Raw genomic sequence first — 17286 nt, 5'->3', positions numbered from 1 at the left:
AATCAATAATTTATATAAAGATGCTTTTACTTGCCAATACAAAACTGGGTGAAGATGCTGGTGAGCAGGTCGTCGGAAGAAATTTCGCCGGTGATTTCGCCCAGCGCGGCCAGCGCGTGCCGTAGGTCAGCGGCCAATAACTCGGTGCCGGTGCCGTGGCTCAGACCGGCAAGCACGGCGTGGAGCGCGGCTTGGGTGGTTTCGAGGCTGCGGGCGTGGCGCAGGTTGGTGACAATGGTAGACGAGCCAATCTGGTCGAGGCCTTCGCCGCGTACGCGTTGGAGCAGAATTTCGCGCAATTCATCCAAGCCATCGCCGCGGGAAGCAGCAATCAGCACGGTGTTCGGGAGGCGTTGGAAGGCTGCGATTTCGTCATCGGAAGCGACGTCGAGCTTATTGCCAATGGCTAAAACCGGTACGTGACGCGGGACTTCCAGGGCTTCGATCTCTGCTTGAACCTCAGCGGGACTAGTGCTCGTCAAATCAAAGAGATATAACACGAATGCGGCTTGCTGCACGCGCTGTTTGGTACGCTCGACACCAATGGATTCGACCACATCGGTGGTGTCGCGCAGACCTGCCGTATCGACAAAACGGAAGCGGATATCGTCTATGGTTACCTCGTCTTCGATCATGTCGCGAGTGGTGCCGGCGATGGCCGACACGATGGCGCGGTCTTCGTTGAGCAGCGCGTTGAGCAGCGTCGATTTGCCAGCGTTTGGCTTGCCGGCAATAACCGTTGTCACGCCGTTTTTGATCACGTTGCCAAGCTCAAAAGAGCGCAGCAGCCGCTGTACCAGCGTCTGGACTTCCTGTAGCAGCTTCACCAAACCTGTGCGGTCGGCAAATTCTACATCTTCCTCGCCGAAGTCTAGCTCCAGCTCTAGCAAGGCGGCAAACTGCACCAAGCGGGCGCGCAGATTGCGCAGCTCCTGCGCAAAGCCACCGCGCATCTGTTGCATGGCCACCCGATGCGACAGCGCCGAGTCGGAAGCAATCAGGTCTGCGACGGCTTCGGCTTGGGTAAGGTCGAAGGCTCCATGTAAAAAGGCCCGTTTGGTAAATTCACCGGCTTCGGCCAGCCGGGCGCCGCGCCGCACCAACAGGGCCAGCAGTTGCTGCACGATGTAGCGCGAGCCGTGGCACGAAATCTCAACCACATCTTCGCGGGTGTAGGAGTTCGGCCCGCGAAACAGCGACACCACTACTTCGTCCAGGATCTGGTCGCCGTCGCGGATGGTGCCGAAATGCAGGGTGTGGGTGGCTTGGTCGCGCAGGCGGCGGCCCGCAAAAACGGCATCCGCAATCGGAATTGCATCGGGTCCGGAAAGCCGGATGACGGCAATTGCGCCCGCACCCGACGGCGTTGAAAGGGCTACAATGGTGTCGGAAAGGGCAAGAGGGAGGGGAGACGGCACGGCGCAACAAGTATGGTTGCCGCAAAGGTAAGCAACTCTAAAGTGCGCCTGCGTGGGGGCAAAAACTGGTCAAACAGCGCGAAAGCTGAGCACTGAATTGTACTAGGCCGTCACGAAAATATTGCGGCTTACTTCCGCAGATACCAAAACGACTTGGTTTTGGTTTACTCTGATTTCCAGTGAGTTATCAAACTCAACTTTATCTAGTACTTCAAATAACGAACCTAGCCCCATTCCGACCTTGTCGAGGTATTGCAAGAACAGCGGCGACGTGTTTTTGACGGCTACCACCGTGCCGCATTCGCCGGGCGCGAGGTCGCCGAGCAAGCGGTGCTGCGGGCGGTGCATGGCACCGTCTTCGGTAGGGATGGGGTCGCCGTGCGGATCAAGCTGCGGAAACCCTAGGAACTCGTCGAGCCGGCGGATCAGCAAGGGCGATTGCAGGTGCTCCATCTCTTCGGCAACCTCGTGCACTTCGTCCCAATTGAAACCCAGCTTCTGCACCAGAAATACTTCCCACAGGCGATGTTTGCGAATGGTTTGGAGCGCCAGCCGCCGGCCTTCCGCCGTGAGCGACACGCCGCGGTAGCGCTGGTAGTGCAGCAAGCCCTTCTCACCCAGGCGCCGCAGCATATCCGTAACCGAGGCGGCGCGGGTTTGCATGACGTCGGCAATACGATTGGTGCTGACTTCCTCACCCGGCGCGGCTTCGGCCAGTTTGTAGATCGCTTTCAGGTAATTTTCCTCGGTATAGCTGGGCACTGTTAGAATGCTGAAGGATGTGCGCGGAATACGTAATTCAAATCTGAAACTGCCGCTTAAAATCTAAGAAACAAGCCTCATTAGTTAAGTAATTGATTGTTAATTACTTAGCTAATGAGGCTTGTGCACGAAGCTCCCAAGTAATTACCAGCGAATGAGCGCCGAGGCCCACGTAAAGCCACTGCCGAACGCAGCCAGACATACCAGATCGCCGCGCTTGATTTTGCCTTCGCCAACGGCCTCGCTCAGGGCAATGGGCACGGAAGCGGCGGTGGTGTTGCCGTAGCGCTGGATGTTGCTGTACACTTTATCGTCGCTGAGGCCCATTTTCTGTTGCACAAACTGCGTAATGCGCAGGTTGGCTTGGTGCGGAATCAGCATGTCGATGTCGGAAGACTTATAGCCGTTTTGCTCCAGTGCCTCGTTGATCACCTGCGGAAACCGCACCACAGCGTGCTTGAATACGTTGGTGCCGTTCATGTAAGGATACATGTCCAAGGGGTTGGCCAGGGCCACTTCCACCCGGCCTTCGCGGTTGGAGCCGGGTTCTTTCACGATCAATTCCTCGGCGTATTCGCCTTGCGCGTGCAAATGGGTGCTCAGGATGCCGTGGCCTTCGCGGGAGCTAGGGCGCAGCACCACTGCCCCGGCGCCGTCGCCAAAAATGACGGAAACGGCGCGTCCGCGGGTTGTTTTGTCGAGGCCCGAAGAATGGATTTCGGAGCCCACAACCAATACGGTGTCGTACATGCCGGTGCGCACAAACTGGTCGCCGACCGACAGGCCGTAAATAAAGCCTGAGCACTGGTTGCGCACGTCCAGGGCCGGAATGTTGTCTTTGATGCCCAGTTCACGTTGCAGCAGTACGCCCGACCCGGGAAATATGTAATCGGGTGATAACGTGGCAAATACAATGAGCTGCACATCGTCGGGGGTGAGACCGGCCTGTTCGAGCGCGCGCCGGGCGGCCTGCGCGCCCATGTTGGCCGTGGTATCGACGCCTTCGGTGAAATAGCGCCGTTCGCGAATCCCCGTACGCTCCTGAATCCACGCGTCGGTGGTTTCCATGATTTGTTCGAGGTCGGCATTTTTCACCACGCGTTCAGGCACATAGTGGCCAACGCCGGCAATTTCGGAGTAGCGGAGAGTATTCATCAAGTAGGGAATTTAGCGGGCAAAAAAGAGCAGGGGAAGAGAGGCGAATGTAAAGCAAAACGGCACTTTTCTCCTAAACGGGGTGCGAAGGTCGGCAGTTACTGCAAAGAATCTACTATTGCCCACAATTTTGTCGCCTCCGACTGCCATAATACGTTGGCCGGAATTCCGTGGGGGTAAAAACGGGTTTTGGAAAGCGCCGTGGCTACGTCCTGCACGGCTTCCATCGAAGTAAAATCCCGGCAGACTACCGCAATGCTATCATTTTGTAAATAATTGATCCATAGACTGTTATCGGGGATGATAACAGGCAGGCCATGCGCTACATATTCAAAGAGCTTGGTCGGCAGGCAGCGCCACGTACTCTGATGCGGCCGGTAAGGCAACAGCCCGACATGCGCCCGCCGGATGGCGGAAATAATGTCTGCGTGTGGTACCAGCTGGTCGCCGCCGATGAGGGTGACTACCCCCGGTGCGTTGGCAATCGCGGCTTGTAGCAGCGTCAATAACGCCGGCTGCTGGCAGAAGCCGACAATGGTAAGGTGAGCGCCGGGCCACAACGTGCGCAACTGACGGGTGAATTCAAGGGCCTCCAGCACGCCGTTTAGCTCCGAAATAGTGCCGGAGTATAGCAGGTGAAGCGGCTCGTGAGGTGCTGGAAGACGTTGTTTGGGTTGGGGCGCGGCCTCGTGGGGTTGGGGTTGGTATTTGTTTTCCAGAATCATAGTGCGTTCCGGCAAAGCAAAAGGCAGCTCCTCGGCGTAGCTGCGTTCAGCTAATATGACTTTGTAAGCCTGTCGGGCAGCCTTCGTTTCTGCCCAGCGCACCAGCTTAGCCAGCACCTGCCGAACTAGATGCGGGTACACCTGCTGCGTGAGGATGTTGAGCGCATAATTTTCGCGCACGTCATACAGAAACCGGCGACGACGGCCGAAGCGCTGCCATAGCAGCGTGAGCGGCAGCAATTCCGGGGCGTGCACCACCACCAGCGCCGGTTGCAGCGTGCGTAACAGCTTCCAGTAGCGCCATTGGGCTGCCAGGCGCCGCCAGCTCAGGCGCGAGCCATCCAGCAGCTCGTGGGTGTGGAGGTTACTCGGGGCGTTGCGTGGGTGTGGGGCGCGGCGGCCGGCTATGTGTACCTCTAGGTCAGGTCGGCTGGCGAGGGTGCGCCCAAATTTTTCAAACATGCGCGTGTCGTCCACGGGCTTGAGTACGGAAGCTAAAAGCAGGGGAGACGACGCCATTGGTGGAGCCAAAGATGCCGGTTTTTATACTTACACAGGAGTTGGCCGGCGCAAAAAGCAGCGAAAAGCATTAGCTATTTCTGACAGGCGTTTCAACGGCGGAGCTTCGACTTGAAAAACATATCTGCTTAAAACATAACATTATAGCCCGTGTGGGTGTATGAATTCAGAGACTTGTGAAAAGTTGCAGGTTTTACTTTTTTGAGAAAAAATTTCCTTCTAGCTTGAGATTTAGCCTTGTTCATTTTGCTCATTTTTCAACTTCATTCACTTCTGCATGAAAAGATTTTTACTCATGAGTATACTACTCATGGTCACGCTGCTTCAGCAGGTGACGGCCCAGAACAGAAGCGTATCTGGGAAGGTGACTGATGCCCAATCCGGGGAAGGTTTGCCCGGTGTAACGGTATTGGTGAAAGGCACTACGAACGGCATCTCAACGGGCGCCGACGGTACGTACACGCTCAGTGTTCCGGCCTCAGGAGGCACGCTCGTATTCAGCTCGATCGGCTATACCACGGTCGAGCGGGCGATAGGCAGCGAATCGCAGATTAACCTGGCGCTGGCTTCGGATACGAAGCAGCTGAAAGAAGTAGTGGTAACGGCGCTGGGCATCGAGCGGGATATTCGGGAAGTAAACACTACCCAGCAGCAGATCAAAGGCGATGAAATTGCCCAGCGGTCGGAACCCAACGTGCTGAATGCACTGGCCGGCAAGGTTTCGGGCGTAAACATCACCAGTGCCAGCGGTCTGCCGGGCTCCTCGACCAACATCAACATCCGCGGCATCACGTCGTTGCAGGGCAGCAACCAGCCGTTGTTTGTGGTCGATGGGATTCCGATCAGCAACTCCTTGGACGTAACCAACGGCACAACATTGGGTACCCTAGGCGCCGCCCAAACCTCTAACCGCGCCTTGGACATCGACCCCAACAACATCGAAAGCATCAACGTGCTGAAAGGCCCGGCGGCGGCGGCTTTGTATGGTTCGCGGGCTGCCTCGGGTGCCATCATCATCACCACCAAATCGGGCCGGAACCTAAACAAAAAGCTGGAAGTAACCGTCAATTCCGGCTATAGCGTGCAGCAAGTATATGGCCTGCCCAAGTTCCAAAACGACTACGGCCAGGGTACGTTCGGCGTATTGACCACGGCCAACGGAGATATCAACTCAGGCACGACCAACTCCTGGGGACCGCGGTTTGGCACTACCCCAACGGTCGTAAACGGAATAGGGGCGTTGAAGCGGCCTGATGGCACGCCCATCCCGTACCAAGCCTATCCCAACAACATCAAGGATTATTTTCAGCTTGGCCACCTCATTACGAATGGCGTGAACCTGGCAGGGGGAAACAAAGACCAGAACTTCAGTCTCAACGTCAACAACACTTCCCAGAAAGGCATCACGGACTTTGCCACGCTGAAACGGACCAGCGTGCAAATCGGCGGCAACACCACATTGCTCAACAAGCTCAAAGCCGGTGCTTCGGTTAACTTGATATCTACCAATCAATTAGGGCCGCTGGTGGGCAACGGCAGCAGCGCTTTTGGTACGCTGGTGAGCGTGCCGCGCAGCTACGATCTGATGGGGCTTCCGTATGCTGATCCGGTTACGAACCGCAGCGTGTTCTTCTCGGGCCTTGACAACCCCCGGTGGAACCTCGCCAACAACCCAACCACAAGTAACCTGACGCGCTTTATCAACGTGGCCAACTTGAGCTACGAGTTTGCTCCGTGGCTGAACGTAGCCTACCGCGCCGGTCTGGATACGTACACCGACCGTCGTAAGCAGGTGTATGCCGTCGGGGCCGCGCGTCTTCCCACGGGGCAGGTGCTTGATCAATCCATCTTCCGCAGCGAAATTAACGGAGACTTGCTCATTACGTTGAAGAAAGAGCGGGTATTGGTTAATGGGCTCAGTGCCAATTTGTTACTGGGCCAGAACATCAACCAGCGCCGTTTCCAGACCATCAGTGCGCAGGCAGATAACATTTTGGTGCCAGGGTTTGAGAACACTTCCGTAGGGGCTGTATTTTCGAATGGTACCCGGGAAACTTCCTCGCTCCAGCGCCTGCTCGGTTATTACACCCAGCTGTCTCTGGCCTACAACAATTACCTCTTCGTGGACGTGACGGGCCGCATTGACCAATCGTCGACATTGCCCAAGAAAAAGAATACCTATTTCTTCCCCTCGGCTACCGCAGGGTTTGTGTTCTCCGATGCGTTTAAGATTTCCAACGACTTCTTCTCGTACGGTAAGATTCGCGCCAACATTGCCAAGGTGGGCCGCGACGCCGATCCGTATGCGTTGGAGACTTACTACAACGTGACTTCGGTCGGTAACAACGTAGCCAGCGTTAGCTTCCCGCTCAACGGGGCCGGTGGCTTTGCCATCAGCACCATTCTGGGCAACCCCAACTTGAAGCCGGAATTTACCAGGTCCTATGAGGGCGGTGTGAACTTAGGCTTCTTCAACAACCGCCTGACGTTTGACCTGACTTACTATTATTCCATCAGCGACAACCAAATTGTGCCGGTTACGGTGCCTGCTACGTCAGGCTTCACCCAGCACTACGACAACGTAGGCCGCCTCGACAACAAAGGATTTGAAGGGTTGATGACCATTACTCCCTTCCGCACCGATAACTTCCGCTGGGATGTGACGGCAAACTACACCCGCAACCGCAACAAAGTGGTGCGCTTGGCACCGGGCATCACCCGCGCGCGCATCAACGGCTCTGGTTTTATCGGCAGCTTACCGTTCATCGTGGAGGGCCAGCCCTACGGCGTGATTGTAGGCGGTAAAAAAGCTCGCACGCCCGACGGACAATACATCATCGACGGCCGTACGGGCTTGTTTGTAGCTGATATCCAGAATGAAGTAATTGCCAACCCCAACATCAAATGGCAGGGCGGCATCACCAATACCTTCTCGTATCGCGGCATCAACTTTTCTTTCTTAGTTGATACGCGTCAAGGAGGCGATGTGCTGTCGTTCACCAATGGCTTCTACCGATCGGCGGGGGCGCTGGCCGAAACGGGCAAGAACCGGGAACTGCCCCGCATCATTCCGGGCGTAATTGCCAACGGCGACGGTACCTACCGGCCCAACAACATTCAGATTGACGCCCAGAGCTATTGGCAGGCGTTTGGTTTGCAAAGTGACCTGAACGTGTACGATGCTACGGTGTACCGTTTGCGTGAAGTGTCGCTGGGGTATGACTTGCCGAAAAGCTTGCTAACGAACTTGCCGTTTGGCCAAATCGGCGTGTCGCTGACGGGGCGCAATCTGTTCTACTACGCGCCCAACGCCAATTTTGACCCCGAGCTGAACACGCAAGGTGCCGGCAACATTCGCGGCCTGGATCTACAAGGTCCGCCAAATGCCCGCACGTACGGCGCCAACATTCGGTTTACTTTCTAATGAATTGTCAATCAACGATATATGAAGCAATTACTTATAATCCGATACTGCTTGGGCGCTGTGCTGGCGTTGGCTGCGGTGGCGTGTAAAAAGGATGAATTCCTGGATGTAAATACCGATCCCAACCGCCCTTTGGTAGTGCCGCCTTCTGTCCTGCTCACGGGTGCTGAAATCACAACGGGCTTTGCCGTTGGCAACGATCTGGGACGGGTAACCGAGCTGCTGATCCAGCACACGGCGGGCATCGCAAACCAACCCCGAAGCTACGACACCTACTTGCTGCGGGGCAACTACGACAACCAATGGAACCTAGAGCTCTACGGCGGTGCCCTAACCAATTCGCAGCAGATCATCATTGCCACCCAAGAAGCCAGCCCGCAGTACGCTGGCATTGCTAAGTTGCTGAAGGCGTACAACTTTGCCTTTACCACCGACTTATGGGGCGACATTCCTTACTCGCAAGCCCTACAAGGCCAGAGCGGAAACCTACAACCGCGTTTCGACAAGCAGCAGGATATCTATGAAGGCAACTCCTCACTGGGCATCCAAAGCCTCTTTGACCTGGTGCGCGAAGGCTTGGCCGATTTGGACAAGGCCAGCGTACTGAAGCCGGCTGCTGATGACGTGATCTACAAAGGAGTGATCGCCAACTGGAAAAAGTTCGGCAATACGTTGCTGCTAAAGTTCGCCAACACCATCAGCAAGAAGGATCCGGCGTTTGCCAATAAAGTAATTGCAGAAGTGCTAGCGAAAGGCGCCACGGCTTATATCTCGTCAAACGCCGAAGATTTTCAGGTGGCTTTCGGTACTACAGTAGGCAACCAAAATCCTTTCTATGCCTACAACTATGTAACGCGCCCTGATGATCAGATGCTGAGTCAGCGTTTTCTGGATTCGTTGAACGTGAACAAAGACCCTCGTTTGCCTTTGTTTTTCACTTCTACGCCCGGGCCCGTAGCTGCTCCCACCAACACCACGGCCACGTCTACTCCCTTCGGCTTTTTTACGGGCTTCGTAAACGGTAACCCGGCGGCAGCTCCCATTCGCACCAATCGCTCACGCTACGCACCCTACGTGGTAGGAGCTAGCGGCGAAGCCCCGGTGCGGATTGTAACGAACTTCCAGCGAGCCTTTATTCTGGCCGAATATTACCTGTCGCTGCAAGATAACGTCAACGCCCAGCGGTACTTTCAAGAAGGAATCACTGCCTCTATGACCAAAGCAGGCGTCGCCGCTGCGGATATCACCAAGTACTTCGCCGACAACCCCAAGATTGTGACCCTGGCTGGCTCCGACACGCGCAAGCTCAACCAGATCATCACCCAGAAATGGATTGCCTGGGTTGGCAACGGCTACGAGGCCTATAACGATTATCGGCGCACGGGCTTCCCGCGGTTACCGCTCGCTACCAATGCCAGCTCGGAAAGCCCCACGGAGATCCCGTCGCGTCTGTATTACCCAAACGCGGAAATTGCGGCCAACTCGCAGAACATTCCCACGCCGCAGCCGCTCACTACGGTGCCGGTATGGTGGGCCACCAAGTAGGTCGTGATTTTTGTACTTCAACTTGTGCTACCTAGATGAAAAAGCAACTCATACATTTTCTGATGCTTATGCTGCTCTCGCTGGGCGTGATTTCCTGTAAAAAGGACTACGGCGACAACAGCTTGTCACCGCTGGAAGACAGCGTAGCCGACATACCGGTCACAGTTGCCAACCAAGAATTTTTTGAACGGTATGCCATCGTGACGGCGCCTTACAACAACGGGGCGGGCACGTTCAAAATCGTTTTGGAAATACCTGCCAATAAGGGTAAGATCAAGGAAATCAGCAGGATAACTGTGGGAACCAGTGGTTTGGCGTATCTAGGCATCGATGCCTCGGCTTACAACTACAACGCCACTACCAAAACCCTGACGCCGATTGCCGGCAATGGCTCCAACCAGATCACTTTCACATCTGATTTGGCTACCTACACGGCCTTTACCAAACGCGTAGGCAATACCGTTACCGGGTTAGTGCCGGCCACTGTGGCCACTGACCCCACCAACCCCAACCAACTGCAGTTTTACTTCGTGCTTACCCTAGAAGACGGCCAGCAGCTGGTTTCGCCTGCCGTGCGCGTTCGCGTGGTGAGCTGAGTCTAACTACGTATTGACGAAACTTAAAAAAAAGCCTCAAGCCCTGTGCTTGGGGCTTTTTTGTGGTTGCTACTTCCAAATGCGGAACCTTCGCAGTGCCCTCCTTGCTGCGCTACGTCCGTCTATACTCTCTTATTTGGATGCTGCCCTAGTCTAGCAACTCCGAGCGAAAACGTGCTAGTTTTGCTCCTCACATTTTGCCGAATACAGTTGCCATGAACAACCTGCAAGCTACCATCGAAGCTGCCTGGGCCGACCGCAGCCTGCTGCAACAAGCCGCCACCACCGACGCCATTCACGCCGTCATTGAAGAGCTCGACAAAGGCCGCCTCCGCGTAGCCGAACCCGGCGCCACCGACGCCGACGAGTGGAAAGTAAATGACTGGGTGAAGAAAGCCGTCATCCTCTATTTCCCCATTCAGCAGATGGAAACCATTGAGCTGAAGCCCTTTGAGTACCGCGACAAAATGCGCCTCAAGACCGGTTACGAAGCACAAGGCGTCCGCGTGGTGCCACCGGCTACGGCCCGCTATGGCGCATACTTGGCCCCCGGCGTTATCATGATGCCCAGCTACGTGAACATTGGCGCTTGGGTAGGAGAGGGCACGATGGTCGATACGTGGGCTACGGTGGGCTCGTGCGCCCAAGTAGGTTCGGGGGTGCACCTGAGCGGCGGCGTAGGCTTGGGCGGCGTACTAGAGCCTGTGCAGGCGGCGCCCGTTATCATCGAAGACGGCGCTTTTATCGGCTCCCGTAGCATTTTGGTGGAAGGGTGCCGCGTGGGCAAAGAAGCGGTAATTGGTGCCGGCGTAACCATTACCGGCAGCACCCGCATCATCGATGTAACGGGTTCAGAGCCAAAAGAATACCGCGGTTACGTACCCGCGCGTTCGGTAGTCATTCCGGGTAGCTTGCCCAAGCAGTTCCCGGCCGGCGAATATCATGTGCCCTGCGCCCTGATCATCGGTCAGCGCAAGCCCAGCACCGATTTGAAGACTTCGTTGAATGATGCCTTGCGGGAATACAACGTTTCGGTCTGATCCACGAATTCGAATGGATTTTCGATTTCGAGAAATTTGCAGTCTGTTCAGCCTAACAAAAAAGCCTTTGCGCAAGCAAGGGCTTTTTTGTTAAATAACTGATTATAAGATAATTATATGAATGAGTTGAAGTTGGCCTAAAATCCCGCTGGGCCTGGGGTTCAGGCCTTCTTATCCATCCAAATGTCCACGAACGGCTCTTCATCATTGATGCGGTAAGCGCGGCGCATGACGTTGGTGTTCGATTCTAGGGCGAAGTTGCCTTGCGGGTCGAGGGCGATGATGCCGCGGTCGCCTTCCAGCTTGTCGGCGTACATACTGATTGCTTCCCGGACGGCCTCTGCAATGGGTAGGTCTTTGTATTTGCACAGGGCGTACACCTCATGGGCTAACGCGCCGAGCATGATGATTTCGCCGTCGCCGGTGCACGAGGCCGCGCACACTTCGTTGTTGGCGTAGGTGCCACCGCCGTAAATGCAGCTATCGCCGACGCGGCCCTTGAGCTTGCCTTCGATGCCGCCGGTTGAAGTAGCCACGGCCAAGTTCCCTTCCTGATCCAAAGCCACGGCCCCGACCGTGTCGTGGCGGTCGGCGTGCTCTACCGCTTGCTCTTGCAGGATTTCCATCCATTCTTGGCGCTGCGGCTCGGTTTTGAAGTAGTGAGGCGCTTCCAACGGCAGCCCTTGGGCCAGCGCAAATTCCTGGGCTCCTTCGGCCGTCAGAAAGGTATGCTTGCATTTTTCCATCACCGCCCGCGCCAGGCTAATGGGGTTTTTTACCAGCTTAACGCAGCTCACGGCGCCGCCTTGTAAGGTGGCACCGTCCATGATAGAGGCTTCCGTTTCGACTTCCCCGTTGAGGGTAAACATCCCGCCGCGGCCGGCATTGAAATCTTCGTTGTCCTCCATGGCGCGCACCGCAGCCTCCACCGCATCCAGTGCGCTGCCGCCTTTGTGCAGAATTTCCCAGCCGGCGTGCAGCGCTTGCGCCAGCCCTGCCTTCAGCTTGGCTTCCTTCTCGGGCGGAATGGTCGAGGGATCGGTTTGAACAGCGCCTCCGTGAATGATAATAACGTATTTGCCCATGCCAGTCGTAGAAATATGCGTGGTATCGCTTCTACTCGAAACCAGCGATTTGGTTAGGTCGAGCTACGTTGTGGCCAATGCCGAAATTACTCTTAACATGTCGATGCAACGCACAAAAAAGCCGTTTCGCAGTTAAGCGAAACGGCTTTTATAAATAATTGATTAGCAAGTACTTATGATTTGGCGGTGGCTTTAAGCTTTTCGCCAAATACCTGCCGCACCTTGTCGACTTTGGGTTTTACCACAAACTGGCAATAAGGCTGGTTGCCATTCTGGTTGAAGTAATTCTGATGATAGTCCTCGGCCGGATAGAATGCCGTTAGGGGCAGGATTTCCGTTACGATGGGCTTTTCGAAAGCGTGCGCGTCGTTGAGTTTTTGCTTGTACTCTTCGGCGATGCGGCGCTGCTCGTCGTTGTGGTAATAAATGCCGGAGCGGTACTGCGTACCCACGTCGTTGCCTTGCCGGTTGAGCGAGGTAGGGTCGTGGGTTTTCCAGAACACTTCCAACAACTCCTCAAAGCTGATGACGGCCGGGTCAAACGTGATCTGGGCGACCTCGTTGTGGCCCGTCAGGCCGCTGCATACTTCCTTGTAGGTGGGGTTGGCGATGCGTCCGCCGGTATAGCCCGACACTACTTTCTCCACGCCGTTGAGGTTCTGAAAAACTGCCTCGACGCACCAAAAGCAGCCGGCCCCAAATGTTGCTTGTTCCATGTTTTATAGATGCTTGAGATTCAATTAGGTATTAGGCAACCACTACATTGGCCCTTGCAGCTGAACAGTAAGGCCAGAACGTAGTACGTATTCACAAAGAGAGCCGCCTAAATGTTTTGCCACGAGCTCCGTGACGCCCCGTAGATTGCAGGATTTGCCCTACAGAGACAAGTTTATAAACAGCATTTCTGGGCGTTAAGTGCACCGTGGAGACAGCGCACAAAAGCCCCGGCATCTTGAGAAGGCGGGGGCTTTTTCTAGCGGTGAGAGCAGGGCTTTATTTCCTGAACCGTTCTGCCACGACCAACTCCTTGGTGCCGTGCGTCCAGGAGTAAAAGCCTTCGCCCGACTTACTGCCCAGCCGGCCCGCCATGACCATGTTCACCAGCAACGGGCAAGGAGCGTATTTGGGGTTACCCAACCCGTCGTGCAGCACGCGCAGGATGGCCAAGCACACGTCTAGCCCGATAAAGTCGGCCAGTTGCAGCGGGCCCATGGGGTGAGCCATTCCCAACTTCATCACCGTGTCAATTTCTTCCACGCCGGCCACGCCTTCAAACAGGCTATAAATGGCCTCGTTGATCATCGGCATCAGGATGCGGTTGGCCACAAACCCCGGATAATCATTGACTTCTGTGGGCGTTTTGCCCAGTTGCCGCGAAATCTCCATGATGCGCGCCGTCACTGGGTCGGAGGTGGCGTAGCCGCGGATCACTTCTACCAGCTTCATCACCGGCACCGGGTTCATAAAGTGCATGCCAATAACCTTGTCGGTGCGCTTCGTAACGGCGGCAATTTTGGTAATGGAAATAGACGACGTGTTGGATGCCAAAATCGCCTCCTGTGGCGCGTGCTGGTCGAGGTCGCGGAAGATTTGCAGCTTCAGATCTACATTTTCCGTGGCGGCTTCGACTACCAATTCTGCTTTGCGCACGCCATCGGCAATGGACGTAAACGTGGTGATGCGGCCGATGGTAGCCAATTTGTCGGCTTCGCTGAGGCTGCCTTTGGCTACCTGCCGATCGAGGTTTTTGCCGATGGTGCCGAGGGCCTTGTCCAGCGCGGGCTGGTTGATGTCGATGAGGGCAACTGCAAAGCCGTGTTGAGCAAACACGTGGGCAATGCCGTTGCCCATAGTACCCGAGCCGATAACGGCGACGTTGGTCATGTGAGGGTGGTAAAAGTGGGTGGGAATACGAAAGCGCGCCTCCGAAAAAGCGCGTGGCTGCAAAGCTAGCGCGAAAATACCCGCCTCCAAAGCGCCGCCAATCGCAGCGTAGTCCTACAAATGAAAAAATAAGTGAAACTAAAAAAGGCCTCAATTTGCCCAAAAAGGCATTTTTCAAAAAAAATAACTCTCCGGTATATCTAATTCTTTTAGTCGAATATATCCTTTTCAAAACGTTAGCGTACAAATCCGCAAATCGCCTTTCCAAACTAATCCATCCCGATTAGACCCTTCCAGGCGCTTCGTTCTCTCCCTTCCTTTCATCAAACCTAATTCCAACCACCATGGGAAATCTGCTGTATCTTATTGCCGTCATTTTAGTAATCATTTGGGCTATTAGCTTCTTCGGCGGCTTCTACACCGGCGGAATCATTCACGTTCTGCTTGTTATAGCCATTGTAGCCGTATTGCTACGTCTGATTAGAGGCAACGCGGTGTAGCGTATTTATTTCGGCTTTTACGAGTCGAAATAAATTCTATTTAGTCTGAAAAAACGCAAATAAAAAAAGCTGCTCCAGCAATGGAGCAGCTTTTTTTATTTGTCGATTCGGGAGCCGAAAATGCGTTATCGCCCGATGTCGAATAAAAAGCTGAAGCGAATTACCGGTTGGCCGTAAGGCGACAACGGATAGCCAGCCGTATCATAACCGTCATTAAAATTATAAAGCACGGTAATATCGCCGGCGGCCCGCTGCCCAAATTGCTGACGGTAGCCCAGGCCCAGCAAAGGCGTGTTGAGGGTGCGCTTTACCTTCACAACTTCGTACTGCTGCTGAGGGATCACTTCGTACACGTTGTACGATTCGGCGCGGGTAACTTCGTATTCGGCATGAATGAAGAATTCGCGGTAGAACATGTACTGCGCGAACCCCTTGATACCCAAGCTGTTAAGCTGTACGCTGTTCGGGAACCCTATCGTGCGGTAGTCACTCGGGAACGACACGCTGTTGAAGGCGTAGCTGATGCCGGGGCCAAATGAGAACTTATCGGTGAGGCGATACCCAATGGCCGGCGCCAGACTAGCGCTAAACTGGCCTCCGCTGTACGGGTTGCTGCTATAGCCCAGCCCGAAGTTGGTGTAAAGAAAGTACTTCGACTTGGGCTCATCAGCCTTTAGTTTAGCACCTACCGGAAAATCGAGGCCGGAGGGGCTGTCGCTGCGCGGGGCTGTCTGCGACGGCAACGGCTGATCGACGGGCGGCGGAGCCGGTACGGGCACCGCAGGCCGGGCCGCGGGCTGATCAGCCGGGCGCGGCGCCGGGGTTGGTGGCCCGGGAGGCGCCGTATTCAGCTGCGGTTTGACGGTGGTGCGGGTCGTGTCGGTTTGGGCCGATGCCGTAGGCGCCAGCCACAGCGCCGAGCCACCCAAAACCAACAGGCAGAAGAGTCGTTTCATAACGTTACAACGTGCTTAAGACACAAGTTGATACATGCGCTTGCGCTGCGTTTTGATTTGGTCGTCGGCCAGATATTCTTCGTAGTTCATGCGCCGGTCGATGATGCCGTCGGGCGTGAGTTCGATGATGCGGTTGGCTACCGTTTCAATAAACTGCAAGTCGTGTGAAGAGAAGATGAGTGTGCCCGTATAATCGCGCAGGCTGTTGTTGAGGGCCTGAATACTTTCCAGATCGAGGTGGTTGGTCGGGTCGTCGAGCACAAGCACGTTGCCCGATTCCATCATAATCTTGGAGAGCATGCAGCGGACTTTTTCCCCACCGCTCAGTACGTTCGCCTTCTTCAAAGACTCTTCGCCCGAAAACAGCATCCGGCCCAAAAAGCCCCGGATAAAACTCTCGTCCTTCTCGGCCGAATATTGCCGCAACCAGTCTACCAAATTGAGGTCAGACTCGAAGAATTCGCTATTTTCCCTCGGGAAGTACGACGGCGTAATGGTCGTGCCCCACTTGAATTCGCCGGTGTCGGGCTTGGCTTGCTCGAACAGAATGTCAAATAGGAGGGAGGCCGCCCGGTCGTCGCGGCCGACAATGGCAATCTTGTCCTTCTTATCCAGCGAGAAGCTAACGTTGCGGAAAACGGTCTGCCCGTCCACCGATTTCGACAGATTCTCGACGGTCAGCAGTTGGTTGCCGGCTTCACGCTCGGGTTTGAAGGCGATGTAGGGATACTTGCGCGACGAGGGCTTAATGTCCTCTAGGGTAAGCTTTTGTAGCAGCTTCTGCCGTGAGGTAGCCTGCTTGCTTTTCGAAGCATTGGCCGAAAAGCGCCGCACAAACTCTTCGAGCTCCTTGCGCTTGTCTTCGGTTTTCTTGTTGGCTTCCTGCCGCTGCTTGAGCACCAGCTGCGAGCTTTCGTACCAGAACGAGTAGTTGCCCGGATACATCGTGATTTTCGAGAAATCCAGGTCGGCCATGTAGTTACACACCGCGTCGAGAAAGTGGCGGTCGTGCGATACTACAATTACCGTGTTCTGGAAATTGTCGAGGAAGTTTTCCAGCCACAACACCGATTCGGCGTCGAGGTTGTTGGTTGGCTCGTCGAGCAGCAGCACGTCGGGGTTGCCAAACAGGGCTTGTGCCAGCAGCACCCGCACCTTTTCCGAGCCGCCCAAGTCCGACATAAGCGTGTAGTGCTTGTCTTCCGTAATGCCCAGACCACTAAGCAGTTCTGCGGCTTCGTATTCGGCATTCCAGCCTTCCAAGTCGGCAAATTCGCCCTCCAACACAGCAGCGCGCTCGCCGTCGGCATCCGAAAAGTCGGGTTTGGCGTAGAGGGCGTCTTTTTCCTCCATCACGCCCCACAGGCGCTGGTGGCCCATGATTACGGTTTGGAGAACGGGAAACTCATCGTAGGCAAACTGGTTCTGCTTCAGCACCGCCAAGCGCTGCCCGGCCGGCAAATCCACGGTGCCAGTGTTCGGCTCGATTTCGCCCGAAAGAATCTTCAGGAAGGTCGATTTGCCGGCGCCGTTGGCCCCGATCAGGCCGTAGCAGTTGCCCGGCAAAAATTTGATGGTTACGTCTTCGAACAAGATACGCTTGCCGTAGCGGAGGCTTACGTTGGAAGTGCTGATCATATGATAAAGCGGAGAAACGAAAATTAAACGGAAAGCGGG

The 17286-nt window shown here is 55.2% G+C and carries 14 protein-coding genes; 5 read left to right on the top strand and 9 right to left on the bottom strand.

Going from position 1 to position 17286, the window contains the following annotated elements; all coding sequences use genetic code 11:
• Window positions 1–26: 26 nt before the first annotated feature.
• From mnmE to FHG12_RS19095, 4 genes are all read right to left on the bottom strand, one after another.
• Window positions 27–1418: a tRNA uridine-5-carboxymethylaminomethyl(34) synthesis GTPase MnmE gene (gene mnmE, locus FHG12_RS19110; protein WP_139517311.1), complete on the bottom strand. Its 1392-nt coding sequence runs from the start codon at window positions 1416–1418 to the stop codon at window positions 27–29.
• A 102-nt stretch (window positions 1419–1520) separates the two neighbouring features.
• Entirely contained in the window at window positions 1521–2180 is a 660-nt protein-coding gene (locus FHG12_RS19105; protein ID WP_139517310.1) for a metal-dependent transcriptional regulator, read from the bottom strand.
• A 144-nt stretch (window positions 2181–2324) separates the two neighbouring features.
• A complete protein-coding gene (locus FHG12_RS19100) occupies window positions 2325–3335 on the bottom strand; it encodes a 3-oxoacyl-ACP synthase III family protein (RefSeq protein ID WP_139517309.1) in 1011 nt (336 codons plus the stop codon).
• Between the two features lie 98 nt (window positions 3336–3433).
• Entirely contained in the window at window positions 3434–4579 is a 1146-nt protein-coding gene (locus tag FHG12_RS19095; protein WP_139517308.1) for a glycosyltransferase family 4 protein, read from the bottom strand.
• A 277-nt stretch (window positions 4580–4856) separates the two neighbouring features.
• On the opposite strand from FHG12_RS19095, the gene FHG12_RS19090 reads away from it, so the two are divergent.
• The 4 genes from FHG12_RS19090 to FHG12_RS19075 all read left to right on the top strand — a co-directional run bounded on the left by FHG12_RS19090 (window position 4857) and on the right by FHG12_RS19075 (window position 11184).
• Window positions 4857–8003: a SusC/RagA family TonB-linked outer membrane protein gene (locus tag FHG12_RS19090; RefSeq protein ID WP_139517307.1), complete on the top strand. Its 3147-nt coding sequence runs from the start codon at window positions 4857–4859 to the stop codon at window positions 8001–8003.
• A 21-nt stretch (window positions 8004–8024) separates the two neighbouring features.
• Window positions 8025–9548, top strand: a complete 1524-nt coding sequence (locus FHG12_RS19085; RefSeq protein ID WP_139517306.1) for a SusD/RagB family nutrient-binding outer membrane lipoprotein — start codon at window positions 8025–8027, stop codon at window positions 9546–9548.
• 35 nt (window positions 9549–9583) lie between these two features.
• Window positions 9584–10144, top strand: a complete 561-nt coding sequence (locus FHG12_RS19080; RefSeq protein ID WP_139517305.1) for a hypothetical protein — start codon at window positions 9584–9586, stop codon at window positions 10142–10144.
• 215 nt (window positions 10145–10359) lie between these two features.
• Window positions 10360–11184 (top strand): 2,3,4,5-tetrahydropyridine-2,6-dicarboxylate N-succinyltransferase, encoded by an 825-nt coding sequence (locus FHG12_RS19075; protein ID WP_139517304.1) that lies wholly within the window; start codon window positions 10360–10362, stop codon window positions 11182–11184.
• A gap of 161 nt (window positions 11185–11345) precedes the next feature.
• Here FHG12_RS19075 and FHG12_RS19070 read toward each other — a convergent pair whose 3' ends face one another.
• The 3 genes from FHG12_RS19070 to FHG12_RS19060 form a co-directional block, all read right to left on the bottom strand.
• Complete coding sequence (locus FHG12_RS19070) at window positions 11346–12269, bottom strand: isoaspartyl peptidase/L-asparaginase family protein (RefSeq protein ID WP_139517303.1); 924 nt, start codon at window positions 12267–12269, stop codon at window positions 11346–11348.
• 173 nt (window positions 12270–12442) lie between these two features.
• Complete coding sequence (msrA, locus tag FHG12_RS19065; RefSeq protein WP_139517302.1) at window positions 12443–12985, bottom strand: peptide-methionine (S)-S-oxide reductase MsrA; 543 nt, start codon at window positions 12983–12985, stop codon at window positions 12443–12445.
• 277 nt (window positions 12986–13262) lie between these two features.
• Entirely contained in the window at window positions 13263–14153 is an 891-nt protein-coding gene (locus FHG12_RS19060; protein ID WP_139517301.1) for a 3-hydroxybutyryl-CoA dehydrogenase, read from the bottom strand.
• A gap of 344 nt (window positions 14154–14497) precedes the next feature.
• Between FHG12_RS19060 and FHG12_RS19055 the strand changes: the two genes are divergently transcribed.
• Window positions 14498–14653 (top strand): lmo0937 family membrane protein, encoded by a 156-nt coding sequence (locus tag FHG12_RS19055; RefSeq protein WP_139517300.1) that lies wholly within the window; start codon window positions 14498–14500, stop codon window positions 14651–14653.
• A 125-nt stretch (window positions 14654–14778) separates the two neighbouring features.
• Here FHG12_RS19055 and FHG12_RS19050 read toward each other — a convergent pair whose 3' ends face one another.
• On the bottom strand, window positions 14779–15609 hold the full coding sequence (locus tag FHG12_RS19050) for a hypothetical protein (RefSeq protein WP_139517299.1): 831 nt from the start codon (window positions 15607–15609) through the stop codon (window positions 14779–14781).
• 15 nt (window positions 15610–15624) lie between these two features.
• Window positions 15625–17247: an ABC-F family ATP-binding cassette domain-containing protein gene (locus FHG12_RS19045; protein ID WP_139517298.1), complete on the bottom strand. Its 1623-nt coding sequence runs from the start codon at window positions 17245–17247 to the stop codon at window positions 15625–15627.
• Window positions 17248–17286 lie beyond the last annotated feature (39 nt).

Source organism: Hymenobacter jejuensis (assembly GCF_006337165.1).
GTDB lineage: Bacteria > Bacteroidota > Bacteroidia > Cytophagales > Hymenobacteraceae > Hymenobacter > Hymenobacter jejuensis.
Note: the sequence above shows the minus strand (reverse complement) of the source record. Positions and strands in the feature narration are given on the sequence as shown.

What these genes read in the sequence shown, in the direction of transcription:
- FHG12_RS19100 (WP_139517309.1), bottom strand. Translation starts at nt 3,335, where the DNA reads ATGAATACTCTCCGCTACTCCGAAATTGCCGGCGTTGGCCACTATGTG.
- FHG12_RS19075 (WP_139517304.1), top strand. Translation starts at nt 10,360, where the DNA reads ATGAACAACCTGCAAGCTACCATCGAAGCTGCCTGGGCCGACCGCAGC.
- FHG12_RS19070 (WP_139517303.1), bottom strand. Translation starts at nt 12,269, where the DNA reads ATGGGCAAATACGTTATTATCATTCACGGAGGCGCTGTTCAAACCGAT.
- FHG12_RS19045 (WP_139517298.1), bottom strand. Translation starts at nt 17,247, where the DNA reads ATGATCAGCACTTCCAACGTAAGCCTCCGCTACGGCAAGCGTATCTTG.
- msrA (WP_139517302.1), bottom strand. Translation starts at nt 12,985, where the DNA reads ATGGAACAAGCAACATTTGGGGCCGGCTGCTTTTGGTGCGTCGAGGCA.
- FHG12_RS19085 (WP_139517306.1), top strand. Translation starts at nt 8,025, where the DNA reads ATGAAGCAATTACTTATAATCCGATACTGCTTGGGCGCTGTGCTGGCG.
- FHG12_RS19080 (WP_139517305.1), top strand. Translation starts at nt 9,584, where the DNA reads ATGAAAAAGCAACTCATACATTTTCTGATGCTTATGCTGCTCTCGCTG.
- FHG12_RS19050 (WP_139517299.1), bottom strand. Translation starts at nt 15,609, where the DNA reads ATGAAACGACTCTTCTGCCTGTTGGTTTTGGGTGGCTCGGCGCTGTGG.
- FHG12_RS19090 (WP_139517307.1), top strand. Translation starts at nt 4,857, where the DNA reads ATGAAAAGATTTTTACTCATGAGTATACTACTCATGGTCACGCTGCTT.
- FHG12_RS19060 (WP_139517301.1), bottom strand. Translation starts at nt 14,153, where the DNA reads ATGACCAACGTCGCCGTTATCGGCTCGGGTACTATGGGCAACGGCATT.
- FHG12_RS19055 (WP_139517300.1), top strand. Translation starts at nt 14,498, where the DNA reads ATGGGAAATCTGCTGTATCTTATTGCCGTCATTTTAGTAATCATTTGG.
- FHG12_RS19095 (WP_139517308.1), bottom strand. Translation starts at nt 4,579, where the DNA reads ATGGCGTCGTCTCCCCTGCTTTTAGCTTCCGTACTCAAGCCCGTGGAC.